This window comes from Pseudonocardia endophytica, from assembly GCF_004339565.1.
GTDB lineage: Bacteria > Actinomycetota > Actinomycetes > Mycobacteriales > Pseudonocardiaceae > Pseudonocardia > Pseudonocardia endophytica.
This window is the reverse complement of sequence record NZ_SMFZ01000002.1, coordinates 3319069-3336708: the sequence shown is the minus strand read 5'-3', so window position 1 is coordinate 3336708 and position 17640 is coordinate 3319069. Positions and strand designations below refer to the sequence as shown.

17 protein-coding genes are annotated in these 17640 nt (G+C 73.7%); 5 read left to right on the top strand and 12 right to left on the bottom strand.

The features are described 5' to 3' along the window. Positions 1–134: 134 nt before the first annotated feature. From EV378_RS34185 to EV378_RS35700, 9 genes are all read right to left on the bottom strand, one after another. On the bottom strand, positions 135–821 hold the full coding sequence (locus EV378_RS34185; RefSeq protein WP_132432054.1) for a DUF899 family protein: 687 nt from the start codon (positions 819–821) through the stop codon (positions 135–137). Beyond that, positions 818–1150 (bottom strand): ArsR/SmtB family transcription factor, encoded by a 333-nt coding sequence (locus tag EV378_RS34180; RefSeq protein ID WP_132432052.1) that lies wholly within the window; start codon positions 1148–1150, stop codon positions 818–820. Before EV378_RS34180 ends, EV378_RS34185 begins: the two co-directional genes overlap by 4 nt. Next, positions 1147–1578, bottom strand: a complete 432-nt coding sequence (locus tag EV378_RS34175) for an SRPBCC domain-containing protein (RefSeq protein WP_132432050.1) — start codon at positions 1576–1578, stop codon at positions 1147–1149. The genes EV378_RS34180 and EV378_RS34175 overlap by 4 nt, the downstream gene beginning before the upstream one ends. A 181-nt stretch (positions 1579–1759) precedes the next feature. Continuing rightward, positions 1760–2338, bottom strand: coding sequence for a Fic/DOC family protein (locus tag EV378_RS34170; protein WP_243653902.1), 579 nt, complete (start codon positions 2336–2338; stop codon positions 1760–1762). Further along, on the bottom strand, positions 2335–2538 hold the full coding sequence (locus tag EV378_RS34165; RefSeq protein WP_207908948.1) for an antitoxin VbhA family protein: 204 nt from the start codon (positions 2536–2538) through the stop codon (positions 2335–2337). The genes EV378_RS34170 and EV378_RS34165 overlap by 4 nt, the downstream gene beginning before the upstream one ends. 46 nt (positions 2539–2584) lie before the next feature. Continuing rightward, positions 2585–3328, bottom strand: a complete 744-nt coding sequence (gene cobM / locus EV378_RS34160) for a precorrin-4 C(11)-methyltransferase (protein ID WP_132432046.1) — start codon at positions 3326–3328, stop codon at positions 2585–2587. After that, positions 3325–4527 carry a precorrin-6y C5,15-methyltransferase (decarboxylating) subunit CbiE gene (gene cbiE, locus EV378_RS34155; protein WP_132432044.1) on the bottom strand — a complete coding sequence of 401 codons (1203 nt, stop codon included), beginning with the start codon at positions 4525–4527 and terminating at the stop codon, positions 3325–3327. The genes cobM and cbiE overlap by 4 nt, the downstream gene beginning before the upstream one ends. Positions 4528–4683: 156 nt before the next feature. After that, positions 4684–6426 carry a nicotinate-nucleotide--dimethylbenzimidazole phosphoribosyltransferase gene (gene cobT / locus EV378_RS34150; protein ID WP_132432042.1) on the bottom strand — a complete coding sequence of 581 codons (1743 nt, stop codon included), beginning with the start codon at positions 6424–6426 and terminating at the stop codon, positions 4684–4686. A gap of 83 nt (positions 6427–6509) precedes the next feature. Continuing rightward, a complete protein-coding gene (locus tag EV378_RS35700; RefSeq protein WP_165922617.1) occupies positions 6510–6680 on the bottom strand; it encodes a hypothetical protein in 171 nt (56 codons plus the stop codon). 97 nt (positions 6681–6777) lie between these two features. Here EV378_RS35700 and EV378_RS34145 point away from each other — a divergent pair, with 97 nt between their 5' ends. Together EV378_RS34145 and EV378_RS34140 are read left to right on the top strand one after the other, a co-directional pair. Next, on the top strand, positions 6778–7932 hold the full coding sequence (locus EV378_RS34145) for a CaiB/BaiF CoA transferase family protein (protein ID WP_243653901.1): 1155 nt from the start codon (positions 6778–6780) through the stop codon (positions 7930–7932). 34 nt (positions 7933–7966) lie between these two features. Continuing rightward, positions 7967–8434: a DUF4188 domain-containing protein gene (locus EV378_RS34140; RefSeq protein ID WP_132432038.1), complete on the top strand. Its 468-nt coding sequence runs from the start codon at positions 7967–7969 to the stop codon at positions 8432–8434. Positions 8435–8442: 8 nt separating this feature from the next. Here the strand turns inward: EV378_RS34140 and EV378_RS34135 are convergent, their stop codons facing one another. The 3 genes from EV378_RS34135 to EV378_RS34125 form a co-directional block, all read right to left on the bottom strand. Beyond that, a complete protein-coding gene (locus EV378_RS34135; RefSeq protein ID WP_132432036.1) occupies positions 8443–9600 on the bottom strand; it encodes an acyltransferase family protein in 1158 nt (385 codons plus the stop codon). Positions 9601–9623: 23 nt separating this feature from the next. Beyond that, positions 9624–10247, bottom strand: coding sequence for a TetR/AcrR family transcriptional regulator (locus tag EV378_RS34130; protein WP_132432034.1), 624 nt, complete (start codon positions 10245–10247; stop codon positions 9624–9626). 177 nt (positions 10248–10424) lie between these two features. Further along, a complete protein-coding gene (locus EV378_RS34125; protein WP_341540461.1) occupies positions 10425–12701 on the bottom strand; it encodes a molybdopterin-dependent oxidoreductase in 2277 nt (758 codons plus the stop codon). 116 nt (positions 12702–12817) lie between these two features. On the opposite strand from EV378_RS34125, the gene EV378_RS34120 reads away from it, so the two are divergent. Genes EV378_RS34120 through EV378_RS34110 form a run of 3 tightly spaced genes read left to right on the top strand, consistent with a single transcriptional unit; the run spans position 12818 to position 17631 of the window. Continuing rightward, positions 12818–14875, top strand: a complete 2058-nt coding sequence (locus tag EV378_RS34120; RefSeq protein ID WP_132432030.1) for an ATP-binding protein — start codon at positions 12818–12820, stop codon at positions 14873–14875. After that, positions 14872–15693: a Pvc16 family protein gene (locus EV378_RS34115; RefSeq protein ID WP_132432028.1), complete on the top strand. Its 822-nt coding sequence runs from the start codon at positions 14872–14874 to the stop codon at positions 15691–15693. The genes EV378_RS34120 and EV378_RS34115 overlap by 4 nt, the downstream gene beginning before the upstream one ends. Positions 15694–15720: 27 nt before the next feature. Next, on the top strand, positions 15721–17631 hold the full coding sequence (locus EV378_RS34110; RefSeq protein WP_132432026.1) for a phage tail sheath subtilisin-like domain-containing protein: 1911 nt from the start codon (positions 15721–15723) through the stop codon (positions 17629–17631). Positions 17632–17640: the final 9 nt, after the last annotated feature.

Sequence of the window (17640 nt, the reverse complement as noted above, 5' to 3'; positions counted from 1 at the left end):
AAATCGGCGGATCCAGGCGTTCGCCGGCAAGGCGCCGGCCGGGCCTCGTACCGGGCGTACTCGGCCCGGTCGGCAACGCCGCCGGCGGGCGCCTGGGCCGCCGAGTTCCGTGCCGAACGTTTCTGGACGGGGCACTAATTGCGCCAGCGCCCGTACGAGGTCGCGACACCGTCCGCGGTGAGCAGGCACGGGTTCTCCGCGGACGGCACCTGTGGCCACCCGGCGGGCGAGTCCTCCCAGGTCTCGCCACGGCCGTAGGGCGCGAGGTCGAGCACGCCGTTGACGAACGCGAGGCGGTCGATCCCGCGGGCGGTGGTGGCGTAGGAGCGGTACACGTCGTTCCCGTCGCGCAGGAACACCGAGAGCGCGAACCCCGACCCGGCACCGGTGTCGTCGGCGAACGTCGTGCCGCGCGAGCACGCGTAGGGCATCGTCCAGCCCTTGCGCTCCCGGTAGGCGGCGAACCGGTCGAGGTCCATCTCGGTCACGTGCATCCAGCGCACGCCGTGCTCGGCGAGCAGCGTCGGCGCGTGGGCGGGGACGCTGTCCGAGAAGTACGTGCAGCCCGAGCAGTAGTGATCCGGTCCGATGTCCATGAACTGGTAGGTGACCAGCACGTCGTGGCCGTCGAACAGCCCGGCGAGCGTGCGCGGGCCGTCCGGCGTGGTGAACGTGTAGGTGTCCGGGAACGGCGTCATCGGCAGCCTGCGCCGGCGGGCGGCGAGCGCGTCCAGAGCGCGGGTCGCCTCCTTCTCCGCGACCAGCAGGTCGTCGCGGGCGGTCTGCCAGACATCGGGTTCGACGATCTCGGGTCGGGTCATGGCTCCTCCTCCAGGTGCGTCGTGAGCCGGTCCAACGGGCCGTCCCAGTCGCGGGCCAGCGCGGCGAGGAACCGCTGCGCGACCTGCATCGGGGAGGACCGGAGCCGGTAGCGGATCCGGCGTCCCTCGCCGGGCTCCGCTTCGACCAGGCCGGCGTCGGCCAGCCGGGTCAGGTGCTTGGTGATCGCCTGCCGGGTGATCGGCAGGCGGGCGGCGAGGTCGGTGGCCGTGGCCGGGCCGCCGGTCGCCAGAGCCGCGAGCAGCGCCCGGCGACTCGGGTCGGCGAGCGCGACGAACACCCGCTCGGCGACCTGTTCGTCCTCGGTCATGCCGCCAGGGCGTCCACGAGCTCGCCGAGCTCGCGGCCCCACCCCTCGACGTGCCCGTCGTACGCGGTGCGGTGGTGGGCGCCGTCCAGCTGCGCGAACCCGGTCTCGACGACGGTGAGCAGCGTCCCCTCCCCGTCCGCGACGAGTGTGAACTCGACGTAGCTGCGACGCGGGTCGCCGGACGGCACGCCGTCCATGGGCCAGGTGAACGCGAACAGGTGCGGAGGCTCGACGCGCTCCACCCTCAGCTCGGCGTCCTTGCCGACGTCGGTCCACATCAGACGGGCGGCGCCTCCGGGGCGCAGGTCGATCTCGGCGCGGTCGCCGAACCACGACGCCAGCCCTTCGGCCGTGGTGAGGGCGTCCCACACGACCTCCGGTGCGCGACCGATCCGCACCGTCCGCTCGATCCGGTCCGGGAACCCCATGCCGCCTCCCTGTCGCAACTGAACGGTTGCAACGTTAGTCGCAACCGATGAGTTGCGTCAACCGAGAGGTTCGACGGCCCTAGCGCGAGATCAGCGAGAGCGTCCGGATCGGGGCCGTATGCGGCGCCGGACCGGACCGCGTTGCCGATCACCACGCGGGCGAGCGTCGGTCCCGGCCTTGTCAGGCCCGGTGGAGTCGCTCGTCGAGCAGTGCGCGCAGCGGCGCGAGGTCACCGTCGAACGCCGCGCGGGCGGCAGCGCGGTTGCGCTCGCGGTCCAGGCCGTCCCAGTCCAGGGACCAGCCGGCAGTACGGACGAGCTGTGCCGTGAACGCGCGGATCGTGCGCCCGTTGACCTCCCGGAACGGGTGCAGCCATACGAGATCCGTCATCAGTCCGGTCGCGGCGCTCAGGACGTCCGAGCGACCGAGTTCGCGCAGGTGGACCGGATCGGTGCGGTCGTCGAACAGCGTCGAGGCCCGCGTCTCGATCTCCTCGGGTGCGCAGAACATGTTGCCGCCCTTGCCCATCCGGACGGTCCGGATCTTGCCGGCGAACGGGTAGACGTCACCGGCGATGAACCAGTGCATGTGCTGGAGGTGCGGGAGGTCGTAGCCGCCGGGGATCGGCTTCTTCGCGACGTCCCGGATGCGCACGGTCGTCGCGGCCGCCTCAGCCGCGGCCAGCGCAGCCGGATCAGTCATCTTCAGGCGGTTGCGGAGTACCCCGTGTTCGAGGTCGAGATCCGGGTCCCAGGTCACGCCGTGTAGTGCGCCACGATCTGGGCGATGGCCCCATCGGTGGTCAACTCGCCCGCACAGACCGCCTCGATCACCGACATGCCGAACGCATCTGGCTCCAGACCCTCGGCGCGCACGGACCCCAGCGCACTGCGCGCAGCCTGGTCCAGCGTCCGAGCAGCCGGGTCGGCGGCGGCACCGTAGTGGTCCAGCGACACCACGCTCACCTCGATCCGTCGTCGGCGTCCGGGGACACGGTACCGCAGCTCAGGTCCTGCAGCGGTCAGCGGAGTAGAGGTGCGAGTCGGGGAACGCCGTCGCAGCCAGCGCCTCCCCCACGATGATCACGGCGGTGCGCTGGATCCCGGACTCGTCGACGGCCTTCGGCATCTGCTCCAGGGTCCCGCGCAGGACGGCCTCGTGGGCCCGCGACACGTGCGCGACGACGGCGGCCGGACAGTCGGCACCGTAGGACGGGACGAGCGCGTCGACGACCTCGCGGATCCGGTGCACGGCCAGATGCAGCACGACGGTCCCGCCGGCCTTCCCGAGCTCGGCCAGCTTTTCGTGGTCGGGCATCGGCGTGGCCCGGGCGGCGATCCGGGTGAGCGTCACGGTCTGCGCGACGGTCGGGACGGTCAGCTCCCGGCCGAGCGCGGCGGCCGCGGCGGCGTAGGCCGGGACACCGGGGCACACGTCGTAGGGCACGCCCTCGGCGTCGAGGCGCCGCATCTGCTCGGCCATCGCGGAGAACACCGACGGGTCGCCGGACGCCAGTCGCGCGACGTCGAGCCCGTGCCGGTGTGCGCGGACCATCTCCTCGACGATCTCGTCGAGCGTCATCAGCGCCGTGTCCACCGTGCGCGCACCCGGCGGGCAGAGGTCGAGCATCTCCGGCGGCACGAGGCTCCCGGCGTACAGGCAGACCGGCGCGGCGGCAATGATGTCCCTGGCGCGCAACGTGAGCAGGTCAACCGCCCCGGGTCCGGCGCCGACGAAGTGGACGGTCATCGGTTCAGGCTCCAGATCGTCACCGGCATCGACTGCCTCCATCCGTGGAATCCGCCGACCGGCTCGGCCCGGCCGACCTGGACGCGCACGAGCGTCCCGCCGTGGCGGGCGTGCGCGGCGGCGAGTACCGCCTCGGTCTGCACGGTCACCGCGTTCGCGACGACGCGGGCTCCGGTCGCGAGCACACGGTCCAGCACGCCGTCGCGGGTCAGGCCGCCGCCGACGAACACGGCGTCCGGTGTGTCGAGCCCGTCGAGCGCCTCCGGCACCGAGCCGACGACGACCCGCAGCCCGGGCACGCCGAGTGCCGCGGCGTTCGCCGTGATCCGTTCCGCTCGGACGGCCCTGGCCTCGACGGCGACGGCGCGGCACGTCCGGTGCGCGCGCATCCATTCGATCCCGATGCTGCCGGACCCGGCACCGACGTCCCACAGCAGCTCGCCGGGTCGGGGCGCGAGATGGGCGAGCGTCACGGCGCGGATCTCGCGCTTGGTGAGCTGCCCGTCGGAGTCGTACGCGTCGTCCGGCAGTCCCGGTGACTCGCCCAGCAGCCGCGCGTCCGGCTCGGCCACGCAGTCCAGCGCGACGACGTTCAGCGCCGCAGAGGGTCCGCTCCAGCCCCCCGCCGTCCCGCGCACGACCCGCTCGTCGGGGCCGCCGAGATTCTCCAACACGCTCATCCGCGACGGACCGAACCCGTGCCGGGACACCAGCTTCGCGATCTCCGCCGGCGAGTCCTCTCCCGAGCTCAGTACGAGTACGCGCACGCCAGGTGCGAGCCGCCGGACCAGCGCGTCGACCGGACGCCCGACGACGCTGACGGTCTCGACGCCGTCCAGGGCCCACCCGAGCCGAGCGCAGGCCAGGCTCGACGACGACGGGTGCGGGATCACCTGCAGCCGCTCGGCTCCGGCGACCCGGACGAGCGTCGTCCCGATCCCGAAGAACATCGGGTCGCCGCTGGCCAGCACGACCACGCGACGTCCGTCCAGCTCGTCGAGGATGTCGGGGACGGCCGGGACCAACGGCGACGGCCAGGCCCGGCGCGCACCGGTCACGTCGCCCGGGAGCAGGTCCAGCTGACGCGGCCCACCGAGCACGACGTCGGCCGCGACCAGCGCGTCCCGAGCGGTTCCGGTCAGGCCCGCCCACCCGTCCGTCCCGATCCCGACGACCACGATCGGCGGACGCTCAGCCACGGGTGATCCACCGTCGTGGAGCCGGGCGTTCGGTGAGCGAACGACCTGCGCCGCAGCCGTCGATCACCGGCCCCGTGGAGGCAGGCCGCGACGGGGTGATCGGTGAGTGCGGAGCGATCCGGCCATCACGCGTACGGATCGCTCCGGAGTCTCCGATCATGACGTCTCACCGGTCTTGTCGGTCACCCCGGCGCTGTCGAACGTCGCGACGTCGGCGAGAGCGCGGGCCGCGCCATGGAGGAGCGGCAGGGCCAGCAGCGCACCGGTGCCCTCGCCGAGCCGCATCTCCATGTCCAGCAACGGCTCCAGACCGAGGAACGACGACGCGAGCGCACTGCCCGGCTCGACCGACCGGTGCCCGGCGATGCAGTATCCGACGGCGTTCGGAGCCAGCCCGGCCGCGACGATCGCGGCGGCACCGGCACTCACGCCGTCGAGCAGCACGGGCACGCGCAGCGCGGCGGCGCCGAGCACGAGACCGGCCAGGCCCGCGTGCTCGAGGCCCCCGACGGCGGCCAGCGCGCCGAGTGGATCGGCAGGCCCCGGGTGGTGCAGCGCGAGTGCCCGGCGCACGACGTCGGTCTTGCCGGCCAGCGTCTCGTCGTCGATCCCGGTGCCGCGCCCGGTCACGTCGGCCGGGTCGGCGCCGGTGAACGCGCAGATCAGCCCCGTGGCGGCGGTCGTGTTCGCGATGCCCATGTCGCCGGTGAGCAGGCAGCGGTTCCCGGCCGCGACGAGGTCCCTTGCCACCTCGATGCCCACCTCGACGGCGTGCTGGGCCTGGGAACGGGTCATCGCGGGACCGGTGGTCATGTCCGCGGTACCCGGCGCGACCTTGCGCGGCAGCAGGCCGGGCACCGGATCGAGATGGGCGGCCACGCCGACGTCGACGACCTGCACCTCCACGCCGAGCTGCCGTGCGAACGCGTTCACGACGGCGCCGCCTGCGGTGAAGTTCGCGACCATCTGTGCCGTGACCTCCTGCGGCCACGGTGTGACGCCCTGCGCGTGCACGCCGTGGTCCCCGGCGAACACGGCGACGGCTGCGGGCTCCGGTACCGGCGGAGGGCAGGCCCCGGCGATCGCGGACAGCGTCGCGGCCAGGTCCTCGACCCGGCCGAGCGAGCCGCGCGGCTTGGTCATCCGGTCCAGCCGCTCGCGGGCCGCGTCCCGTGCCTCGGCGGACGGCGGCACGATCTCCCGGAGCGTCGAGTCCAGCAGATCCATCGGTTCCTCCCCGGGCAGCGCGCGCCGCCCCCACCGCTCGTCGTGCACGGCCCACTCCAGCGGACGCCGCCGGGCCCACCCGGCGCCGGCCAGCTCCGGCTCGTCCGGGAACTCGTCGACGTGCCCGACACACAGGTACGCGACGACGTCGACGTGCGCCGGGATGCCGAGCATGCCGCGCAGCTCGGCCAGGCCGTCGTCGTCGAAGAAACTGACCCACCCGACGCCGAGCCCCTCGGCGCGCGCGGCCAGCCACAGGTTCTGCACGGCCGAGACGGCGGAGCGCTCGGCCATCTCCGGGCGGGCGAAGCGGCCGAGCGTGTGCCGGCCGCCACGCGTCGGATCCGAGGTCACGACGACGTTCAGCGGCGTCTCGAGGATCGCCTCGGTGCGGATGGCCCGCAGCGCCGACGCGCGCGCCGCGGGCAGGGAGGCGGCGTACCGGTCCCGATGCGCAGCGGCGAGGGCCTGGACACCCGCGCGGACGGCCCGGTCACGGACGAGCAGCACGTCCCACGGCTGCGAGAAGCCCACGCTCGGGGCGGCGTGCGCGGCCCAGAGCACGCGTCGCAGCACGGCGTCGTCGACGGGCACGTCCGGCCGGAAGCCGGTGCGCACGTCGCGGCGGGCGTGCACGACGTCGTAGAAGCCGTCCAGCGGACCTGCCTCCACGAACCCTCCTCGTCGTCGACCCCGACCGAGGACTCGACCACGGGGCGCACGCGGGGGTCAACGCGGCGGGCGGAACTCACACGTCAGTCCGGAGGGACCAGGCGCCCGTACAGGCGCCACCCGGCCGTCGTCGGCTCCCAGTGCAGGTACGGGGTCGGGTCGGGGTCGATGCGCTCCATCGCGGCCCACAGGACCTGCTGGGTGCGCAGGATCTGCAGGACGCGGGCGAGGACACCGTCGAGGGTCGAGGTCATGCGTCCACCGTCCGGCACCGGGCGACGAACCGGAATCGGCAGGAACGACACAGTACAGCGAGATCCTGCCACCCGGCGATCGATTAGCGTGGCGAACGTGCTCCCCGACTCCCCCACCGGCGGCCCGCTGGACGGCGTGCTCGTCGCCGACTTCTCCCGGGTACTGGCCGGCCCGTACGCGACGATGGTGCTCGCCGACCTCGGCGCCACCGTGATCAAGGTGGAGGGACCGGGCGGCGACGACACCCGCACCTGGAAGCCGCCGGTGCGCGACGATGTCGCGACCTACTATCTGTCGATCAACCGCAACAAGCGCTCGATCGTGCTGGACCTGAAGGACCCCGACGACCTCGCCGACGCGAAGCGCCTGGCCGCCCGGGCCGACGTGATGATCGAGAACATGAAGCCGGGCGGGATGGTCCGCTTCGGACTCGACCACCCGTCCGTCGCGGCGACGAACCCGTCGGTCGTCTACTGCTCGATCTCCGGGTTCGGCACCCGCGGCGGAGCCCACCTGCCGGGCTACGACCTGCTCGCCCAGGCCACGTCCGGGCTGATGAGCCTCACCGGCGACGCCGACGGGAAGCCGTTCCGGGTCGGCGCCGCCATGTTCGACGTGCTCACCGGCCTGCACGCGGCCGTCGCGATCCTCGCCGCGCTGCGCCACCGGGAGGCGACCGGCGAGGGCCAGCTGCTGGAGACGAACCTGCTGTCCACCGCGCTCGCCTGCCTGGTCAACCAGACCGAGGCGTACGTCGGCGCCGGCGTGGTCCCGCAGCGGATGGGCAACGCACACCCGAGCGTGTTCCCGTACGAGCCGATGCCGACCGCGGACGGCGAACTGATCGTGATCGCCGCGAACGACGGCCAGTTCCGCAAGCTGTGCACGGTGCTCGGCGACCCCGCGATGGCCGAGGACCCGCGGTTCGCCACGATGTCCGGCCGCGTCGAGCACCGGGTGGAGATCAAGGACCGGCTGCTGGCCCGGCTCGCCACCCGCACGACGCGCGAGTGGTTCCAGGCGATCACCGACGTCGGGATCCCCTGTGGACCGATCAACTCGATCGAGGGCGGCGTCGAGCTGGCCCGCGAGCTGGGACTGGAGCCGGTCGCGACGGCCGCCGACGACGCCGCCGTGCCGACCGTGCGCAGTCCCGTCGACTTCTCCGCGACACCGCCCACCTACCGGCGCTCGCCCCCGCGGCTCGGGGCCGACGGCGACGAGGTCCGGGCCTGGCTCCAGAACGGGTAGCGCAACTATCCACTCTCGGATAGTCTAACTATCCATGACGGTCGAACGCACGACACACGACACGAGCAGCGGCGGCGACATCGTCGTCTTCCTGATCGGGATGCGGATCAACAAGCCGTGGCGCCCTGACGCCTGGTGGCCGGTCGCGTCGGCGATGCCGCGGATGCTGCGCGAGCTGGCGCAGGACCCGGACTCCGGCCTGCTCGGCTACCGCCTGGCGATGAGCAAGGACGGGCCGATCGTGATCCAGTACTGGCGCGACGTCGAGTCGCTGTACGGGTACGCCTCGGACCCGGACCGGCAGCACCGTCCGGCGTGGACGGAGTTCTTCCGGCGGGCGAAGAGGATCCCGGGAGCGGTCGGGATCTGGCACGAGACCTACCACGTGTCGGCCAGCGAGAGCGTCTACGGCGACATGCCGGAGCTGGGTCTCGCCGCCGCCGTCGGCCGCGTCCCGGTCGGCCGTGGGACCGACCGGGCGCGGCAGCGGATGGCGTCCTGAGGCGGGACTCAGAACACCCTGCGGGCCAACGGGATCCGACGCAGCAGCCAGGCTGCTGACCAGCAGACCGGGATGCCGACGGCCAGCAGGATCAGCGCCTTGACCGCGGCCGGTGCGGCGAACCCGCCGAGCGCGACGCCGAGCCACACCAGGATCGGTGCGTGCAGCACGTACACGGCGAACGCCTGACCGGACAGGAACGTCCACACCGGACCGTCACGGTCCAGCAGCTGGCGGAACAGCACCAGCACGACGACCATCGTCGTGGCCGCGAAGACCCCTCCGCACACCGCGGCCACCAACGACGTCACCGAGCCGCCACCCGACGCCGCCGGACCGCCGGCCAGCTGCACCGCGAGCTGGCCGACGATCGTGCCGAGCGCGATCGGTGCGCAGGTCCAGGCCGTCCGCACCCGCAGCGTCCGCAGCCACTGCCTGCGGGCGGCCAGCAGTCCGACCACGAACGCGCCCGCGTACTGCGGCAGGTAGCTCGGCGACGGCAGCCCGACGACGGTCCAGTAGCTACCGTTCGGCGTCCCGATCATCCAGACCCAGGACACGACGCCGAGCGCAAGCCCGAGCCCGAGCACCACGCCGATGCCCGGCGTCCGGCCGATGCGCGTCTCGCCCACACCCGCCCCGAACGCCCGAACCGCCGCGTAGACCAGCGAGAACACCAGCAGCACGAGCACGAACCACAGCGGGCCCGAGTCGAAGTAGCGGACCATGTACGTCGGGAAGTCGGTCCCGGTCGCCTGTCCCCCGCCGTCGGCCCACCCCGGGTACCGGAAGATCGGCGACAGGACGAGCGCGAACAGCACGTACGGAACCCCCAGCCGTAGCAGCCGTCCCCGCACGAAGCCACCAGCGCCGTGCCGGTCCACCGCCGACGGCGCGAAGTAGCCCGCGATCAGGAAGAACAGACCCATGAACCAGGACTGGTTCACCGCGACCAGCGCGTCGAGCGCCACCGAACTGCCGTCGCGGGGCTGCTCCCAGTACGGCCAGAGCGGAAGGTCCGAGTAGGTCAGCGCGGCGTGGTGGGCCAGCACCAGCACGGTCAGCCAGACCCGCACGTTGTCCAGCCACGCCGTCCGCGACGCCCGTGGCGGCGTGGTCGTCGGTCGCGGCGCGGTCGCCGCTCCCCCGGTCTCGATCACTGTCATCTCTCCCCCCGTTCGTCCGGGTGCTACCCGGGTCCGCGGACGGCCGCGACGACCAGGTCCGCGAGCTGCGCTGCGTGCGCCATCAGGTCGTGCTCCGGGTGGACGGCCCAGTAGCCGAACATCGCGTCCAGCGACGCCTGGACGGTCACCGCCATCACCCGGTGGTCGAACTCGCGCGCGGCCCCCTGCTCGACGGCGGCCGCGTACATGTACTCGAGCCCCTCGTAGAGCGCCTCGTTGTCCCGCGCCGTGTAGCGCAGCGAGCCGTCCTTCGTGCGCAGATGCGTGACGATCTCCCCGACGGCGAGGATCTCGTCGCGATGGGTCATCCCGTCGTGGGCGACCGAGAGGATGTGCTCGCGGATCATGTCGAGCGCCGACAGCCCCTCCAGCTTCGGGACGACCCGCTCCGCGATGCCGGTGTAGACCCGCTCCACGCAGGCCTCCATCAGCTCCTCCTTGCCGGAGAAGTGGTACGAGATCACGCCCTTCGACACCCCCGCCGTCCGCGCGATCGCGGCGAGCGACGCCGCCCCGAAGCCCTGCCCGGCCACGGTGGCGACGGCCGCGTCGACGATCTGGCGCCGCCGGGCCTGTTCGATGAACGTCGACCCCTTCTGGCCGTCCGTCCCGGAATCTGACCGCACGGCCAGAAACCTAGCCAGATGGCCAACGGCGGTCAAGGGGATCCCGAGTTGCGCAACGCCGCCGGACGCCGGTCCGCACGGCGACGCTCGGGGTGGCCGCCGCGCTGTTCCCGTTCCTCCTGCTCGTGCTCGTCGCCGTCGTCGCGTGGTTCCGTCGCTACCGGACGGTGGAGCTGGTCACGCGGTTCCGTCCCGCCGCGGCCCGGTGACAGGTGGCGGGACGTGCGCCCGCACCGGGGGCGGGTCGCCGTCGAAGCGCTCGAGCTGCACGGCGCAGAGCTGCCCGGTGCACCCCTGGGCCAGCTTCGACGAGCCGGCGTCGCGGGTGACGACGTTCGGGTTCCCGTGCCGGCACGTGCCGTCCGGTTCCGGGTCCCACCAGGCACCGGTCGGCAGCTGCACGACGCCGGCGCGGATCTCGTCGGTGACGCGGGCGGTGGCCAGTGCGGCGCCACGGTCGTTGGCCATGCGGACGACGTCGCCGTCGGTGATCCCGCGCGCGGCGGCGTCGTCCGGGTGCATGCGCAGCACCTCGCGGCCCCCGCGTTTGGCCCCCCGGCTGTGCGCTCCGAAGTCGAGCTGGGAGTGCAGGCGGGTCGACGGCTGGTTCGCCACCAGCCACAACGGGTGCCGGGCGTCCGGGCGTTCGACGGGCTCGAGCCACGCCGGGTGGCCGGGGCAGTCGTCGTAACCGAACCCGGCGATCGTCGACGACGCGATCTCGATCAGGCCGGACGGTGTCGGCAGCCGGTGCCCCTCCGGGTCGGCGCGGAACCGGGCCAGCACTCCGCCGTCGTCCGGGCCCGGCGGGAGCTCGAGCTCCCCGGCCGCCCAGAAGTCGTCGAAGTCGGGGGCGGGGTCGCCGCGGTCGACGAGCGCCTTCTGGGTGCGCAGGTACAGGTGCCCGAGCCACTCGCGCGCGGTGCGCCCCTCGGTGAACTCGCGGGCGTGGCCCAGGCGTTCGGCGAGCTCGGTGAAGATCGCGTAGTCGTCGCGGGAGCCGCCGACCGGAGCGGACAGCGGCTTCATCGCGACCAGCAGCGGATCGGATCCGGACGCGCCGATGTCCTCGCGCTCCAGCGTCGTCGTGGACGGGAGCACGACGTCGGCGTGCCGGGCGGTGGCCGTCCAGAACGGCTCGTGCACGACGAACGTGTCCAGGCGGCCGACCGCGCGTCGTAGCCGGTTGAGGTCCTGGTGGTGGTGGAACGGGTTGCCGCCGATCCAGTACGCGAGGCGCACGTGCGGGTAGGTGCGACGCTCGCCGTTGTAGTCGTAGGGCTCGCCGGGGTGCAGCAGCATGTCCGCGACGCGCGCGACGGGGATGTACTCGCGTACCGGGTTCGGCGTGCGCTTGAGCGTCGGCACCGGCACCGCGTTGCGCGGGCGCCCGTAGTGCCCGAGCGAGCCGAGACCGTAGCAGAACCCGCCGCCGGGCAGCCCGATCTGCCCGAGCACGGCGGCCAGCGCCATGCCGCCCCAGACCGGCTGCTCGCCGTGCTCGGCACGCTGCAACGACTGCGCGCACGTCACGAGCGTGCGCCCGGTTCCGAGGCGGGCGGCGAGCTCGCGGATCGTCGCGGCGTCGATGCCGGTGATCACGGCGGCCCACTCGGGGGTCCTGGAGGCGAGGTACGGCTCGAGCGTCTCCCAGCCGGCGCAGTGCGTCGCGAGGAACTCCCGGTCGTGCCGTCCGGCCGCGACGACCTCGTGCATCAGCGCCAGCATCAGCGCGACGTCCGTGCCCGGCTCGATGGGCAGCCACTGGGCGTCGACGTCGTCCGGGAGGTCCGGCCTCAGCGGACTGACCAGCACGAACCGTGTGCCGCGGGCCCGTGCCGACCGCATCGCACCGCGTTCGACGTGCCTGCTGACGCCACCGGACGCGACGGTCGAGTTCTTCAGCGCCATGCCGCCGAACGCGAGCACCGTGTCGGTGTGCGCGGCGACCTGGTCCCAGCTCACCGAGTAGCGGGTGACGGCGTCGAACCCGCCCAGGATCCGCGGCAGGATCACCTCGGCGGCGCCGCCGGAGTACGTGTTGACCGACTGCGTGTAGCCGCCGGTGACGGCCAGGAAGCGGTGCAGCTGGCCCTGCGCGTGGTGGAAGCGCCCGGCGCTCGCCCAGCCGTAGCTGCCGCCGTAGATCGCGGCGTCCCCGTGGTCGGTGCGGACGCGGGACAGCTCGCCCGCCAGGCGGTCCAGCACCTCGTCCCAGCCGACCTCGACGTACTCATCGGTGCCGCGGCGGTCGTCCGGACCGGGTCCGTTCTCCCACCAGCTGCGGCGGACCGCGGGGGCGGCGACGCGGGCCGGGTGGTCCAGCGCGTCCGGGATGTTGTCCAGCACGGGCGACGGGTCCGGGTCGCCCGCGTGCGGACGCACCCGCCAGCGCCCGTCCTCGCGACGGGCGTTGAACACACCCCAGTGCGCGCTGTGCGTCACGTCGGTCACGCACTCCACGCTAACCCGGCACATCCCCAAGACGAACGATGTGAGGCGACCGTCCGGCTTCGTACAGTGACGACCGCTCCGGCCGGACCGGACGCGGGGCACGGTGGGGGGCGAACGTGACGGGCGGGGATCTTCTCGACGAGCTCCGCCTGGCCCTGGCCCGGCTCGACGCGCGTCTCGCCGAGCTCGTCGAGCGCGCCCGTGGGGATCGCGGTCCGGTGCACCCGTGGAGCGGTGTCGCCGTCGGGCCGGACGAGGTCGCCGATCTGCTCGCCCGCCCGGCAGGGGCCGTGCTCGGCGTGCCCGCAGGGCGGCCGTTCTCCGCGTGCGTGCGACCGGGATCGGCGCTCGATCGGCTGCGCGAGCGGTTCGGCCTGTCCGGGTTCCAGCTGGACGTCGTCCTGGTCGCGCTGGCCCCCGAGATCGACCTGCGCTACGAGCGGATCTACGGCTTCCTGTGCGACGACCTCACCCGCCGCCGCCCGATCGTCGACCTGGTGCTCGGCCTGCTCTGCGCCTCGGACGCGGAGCGGCTGACCGGACTCGCCGAGTTCGTCGGCGGCTCCACCCTCGTACGGACCGGTCTGCTCCGCGTCGACCCCGATCCGGCGACGCCGGCCGCACCGCTCGCGGCACGCGCCGTGCGCATCGACCCGGACGTCGTCGCGGCGTTGCTCGGCCTCCCCTCTGAGCCCGCGCCCGGCACCCGGACGGTGACGGCGGGACGGTCGCCCGGCGGTCTCGGACGGTCCGGTGTGGACCGGATCGCGGCGCAGCTGCTCACCTCGGTGCGTCCGTACCTGTGCGGGGACACCGACGCGGTCGCGCGCGCACTCGAGGAGCTCGCGGACGGGTTCGACGTGCCGGTCACCGAGCTCGACATCCGCGACGACGCGGTGCGCGCCGACCCGGTCGCCGCCGTGCGGTCCGCGCTGGTGCGGGCCACGGTCCGGGACGAGGTCGTCTGCCTGCGCCTGCACAGCCACACCGACCTCGCCGCGCTCGGGGACACCATCGCCGGGCATCCGGCCACGGCGCTGCTCGCCGGATCGGTCCCCGCGGCCGCGCTGACCGTGCCGCCCGGCACGCTCGCCGAGACGCCCGTGACGACCGGCCCGGCCGACCGCCTGCGGGACTGGCGGGACGCGCTCGACTCCGCGGGCATCCGGCTCCCCGACGACGAGGTCGCCACGCTCGCGCGCCGCTGCCCGCTGCCGGCCGCCACAGCGGCCCGCGCCGCCGTCGTCGCGGCAGGGACCGTCCGCCGGCCGGAACCCGCCGACCTGCGCCGGGTCGCCCGCGCCGCCTCCGGGCACGACCTGGACGCCATCGCCACCCGGATCGACGACGAGGTCGCCTGGGACGAGCTGGTGCTCGACCCGGACCGCGAGGCGCAGCTGCGGGAGCTGTGCCACCGCATCGAGCACCGCGACGAGCTGACCGGCAGCTGGGGCTTCGGCGCGCACGCCAGGGGCACGGCGGGAGTCGGGGCGCTGTTCACCGGACCGCCGGGCACCGGGAAGACGCTCGCCGCGTCCGTGGTCGCGACCGAGCTCGGCCGCCCGCTGCACGCGATCGACCTGGCCCGGGTGGTCAGCAAGTACATCGGCGAGACGGAGAAGAACCTCGACCGGATCTTCGACGCGGCCGACGATGCCGGCTCCGTCCTGCTGTTCGACGAGGCGGACGCGTTGTTCGGCAAGCGTTCCGAGGTCCGCGACGCCCGCGACCGGTACGGCAACATCGAGGTCGCCCACCTGCTGGCGCGGATCGAGCGCCACCGCGGGCCGGTGCTGCTGGCCACGAACCTGCGGCACAACATGGACGAGGCGTTCCTGCGACGCCTGGCGTTCGTCGTCGAGTTCCCGGCCCCGGACGCCGCCGTCCGGCTCCGGATCTGGCGGGCGGTCTGGCCGGACGCCGGGCGGCTCGCCCCGGACGTCGACCTGGCGTTCCTGGCCGAGCGCTTCGAGCTGACCGGCGGCTACATCCGCAACGTCGCCGTCGCCGCCGCGAGCCTGGCCCTCGCCGACGGAGCCCGCACGGTCGGGATGGCGCACCTGGTCGTCGCCACCCGGCGGGAGTACCAGAAGCTCGGCCGCACGCTCGTCGACGGCGAGTTCGGGACGCACGCCCACCTGTTGCGATCGGCGCGGGTGGCGGTCGCGTCGTGATCAAGGATCTGGACGACTCGCTGCGCGCGATGCTGACCGGCGAGGCAGCGACCGGATCCGAGCTGGCGGGCGCCGCGATCTCGTTCGCCACACCGACCGCGGACTGGCGCAACACGGCGAGTGGCCTGCGTCTGAACGTGTACCTGTACGCGATCGAGCACGACCGCGAGCTGCGCTCGCCGGAGCGTCGCAGGCGCGTCGTCGACGGCGTCGTCCTCGTGGAGCCCTCCCCGGCCCGCGTCGTGTGCAGCTACCTCGTCACGGCCTGGAACAAGATCGACCCGGCGGGAGGGGAGGCCGAGCCGCAGGAGCACCGGCTGCTGTCCGACGTGCTCGACGTGCTGCTGCGCAACCCCGTCCTGCCCCGGCCGTACCTCGTCGGGCGCGCCGCGACGGTGGACCCGGCCGTCGTCGCCGCCGAGCCGGGCGGTACCGGCGTCGGCCCGGAGTTCTGGACGGGCCTCGGCACGCCGCTGCGGCCGTCGATCACGGTGCGGGTGCGGGCCGCGCTGCCCCCGCCCACGCTCGACGCCGGGATGCCCGTCTCGACCGTGCGGGTGCGGGTCGCGGGCGCGGACCGGTTCCAGATCGGCGGGACCGTGCACGGCCCGGCCGGCGCCGTCGCCGGGGCGTGGATCCGGCTGGCCGGCGCGGGCACGACCAGCGAGACCGACGACGACGGCCGTTTCGTGCTGCCGGTCGGCGCGGAGGGCACCGCGACGGTGCAGGTCCGCGCGACCGGCTTCCGTCCGGCCCAGCGCGACACCGCCGTCCCCGTCCCGGACGGCCGCTTCGACATCCGCCTCGACCCGCTCTGACCCACGGCCCGACGACAGGAGTGGCGCATGCCCGACCACCAGACGCTCGCCCCCGGCGTGCACATCGAACGGATCGAGCCCACCGGCCCGATCGTCGGCGTCGGCACGAGCGTCGCGGCGTTCCTCGGGCTCGCGCGGGCCGGCGAGGACGCGACGCCGCGCCCGGTGTTCGGCTGGGACGAGTTCGTCGAGCGGTTCGGCGGTCCGGTCGAGGGCAGCCACCTGGCCACCGCCGTCCGCGGGTTCTTCGACAACGGCGGCACCACGGCGTGGGTCGTGCGCGTCGGCGGGGCCGTCCGCTCGGAGATCGGGCTGGCGGCCGCGGAGGCGGACACCGGAGACGCGCTGCGCCTGCGCGCCAGGGAGCCGGGTGCACCCGGCGACGCGATCACGGTGACCGTGCACGACGACCCGGTCCTCCCGGCCGGTGCGACGCCCGCGGCCGTCGTCCGGCGGGCCACCGGCACCGTTGCCTCCGCGGACGGCCGGACGCTCACCCTCGACGACGACCACGCGTCCCGGTTCGCCCGCGGCGACACCGTCACGACCGGCACGAGTGCCACGGCCGTCGTCGTGCGGACCGCCGCCGACACGGTGGTGCTCGACCGGGCGCTCGAGGTCGGCTCGAACGCGACGCTGCGGATCGCCGATCTCACCGTCGGGCAGCGGTCGTTCCGCGTCGAGAACGGAGCCGGCGTGGAGGCGGGCACGGTGCTGCACCTCGCACAGGACGCGACGGCCGAGGACGTCCTCGTCGACGGCGTCGCCGGTGACCTGGTGACGGTCGCCGCGCCCGGTCTGGCCGAGACCTACGCGCTCGGGAGCTCGGCGAAGCCGGTCGGCCTGAGCACAGCGGAGTTCGCGCTGGGCGTCAGCGGCCCGGCCGGTCCGGAACCGGAGTTCCGGCACCTGTCGATGGACCCGCGGCACAGCCGGTACGCGCCACGCGTCGTGGTCTCGGACAACGTCGTCGTGGACCTGCCGGACGAGCCGACCACGGCGGGACCCGCGGGCAGGCGCCCGGCGTCGACGTCGGCCCCGCAATCGTTGACGGGCGGCGAGGACGTCCCGGCGAGCGTCGCGCCGGAGGCCTGGGACCGGGCGCTGACGGCGCTGGCCGGAGTCGACGAGGTCAGCATCGTGTGCCTGCCCGGTGTCGTCGAGCCCGACCTGCAGCAGGTCGCGATCGACCACTGCCAGACGCTCGCGGACCGCTTCGCGATCCTGGACGCGCCGGCGGGCGCTGACATCACCGGCGCCGTCGCGCACCGGGCCGAGCTGTCCTCCCCGAACGGATACGCCGCGCTCTACCACCCCTGGATCGAGATCGTCGATCCCGCCGACCGGACCGGACGGGGACGCGTGCACGTGCCGCCGTCCGGGCACCTCGCCGGCATCTACGCCGGCAGCGACGCCCGGCGCGGCGTGCACAAGGCACCGGCGAACGAGGTCGTCGCCCGGGCCACCGGGCTCGCGTCCACGGTCGTCGAGGCCGAACAGGCGATGCTCAACCAGAAGGGGATCAACGCCCTGCGCACGTTCCCCGGGCGGTCGCAGCCGGTCGTGTGGGGAGCGCGCACGATCGCCGACGAGACGGCGTGGCGCTACGTGCCGGTGCGCAGGCTGATGCTGTTCCTGGAGGAGTCCATCCAGGAGGGACTGCGCTGGGCGGTGTTCGAGACGAACGACCCGGTGCTGTGGAAACGGCTGGAGCGCAGCGTCGGCGAGTTCCTGGACCGGGTCTGGAAGTCCGGCGCGCTGTTCGGGACGAGCGCCGAGCAGGCCTACTACGTCCGCGTCGACGAGCAGATCAACCCGCCGGCCCGCCGGGAGGTCGGCGAGGTCGTCGTCGAGGTGGGGGTCGCGCCCGTCCGGCCGGCCGAGTTCGTGATCGTCCGCATCGGCATCGGTACCGGCGACCCCGGTTCCGGGAACTAGGAGCGCGTC

Bases quoted from the DNA above. Each gene is read 5' to 3' on its own strand.
- EV378_RS34185 (WP_132432054.1), bottom strand. From the start codon at position 821: ATGACCCGACCCGAGATCGTCGAACCCGATGTCTGGCAGACCGCCCGC.
- EV378_RS34180 (WP_132432052.1), bottom strand. From the start codon at position 1,150: ATGACCGAGGACGAACAGGTCGCCGAGCGGGTGTTCGTCGCGCTCGCC.
- EV378_RS35700 (WP_165922617.1), bottom strand. From the start codon at position 6,680: ATGACCTCGACCCTCGACGGTGTCCTCGCCCGCGTCCTGCAGATCCTG.
- EV378_RS34135 (WP_132432036.1), bottom strand. From the start codon at position 9,600: ATGACAGTGATCGAGACCGGGGGAGCGGCGACCGCGCCGCGACCGACG.
- EV378_RS34175 (WP_132432050.1), bottom strand. From the start codon at position 1,578: ATGGGGTTCCCGGACCGGATCGAGCGGACGGTGCGGATCGGTCGCGCA.
- EV378_RS34140 (WP_132432038.1), top strand. From the start codon at position 7,967: ATGACGGTCGAACGCACGACACACGACACGAGCAGCGGCGGCGACATC.
- cobM (WP_132432046.1), bottom strand. From the start codon at position 3,328: ATGACCGTCCACTTCGTCGGCGCCGGACCCGGGGCGGTTGACCTGCTC.
- EV378_RS34110 (WP_132432026.1), top strand. From the start codon at position 15,721: ATGCCCGACCACCAGACGCTCGCCCCCGGCGTGCACATCGAACGGATC.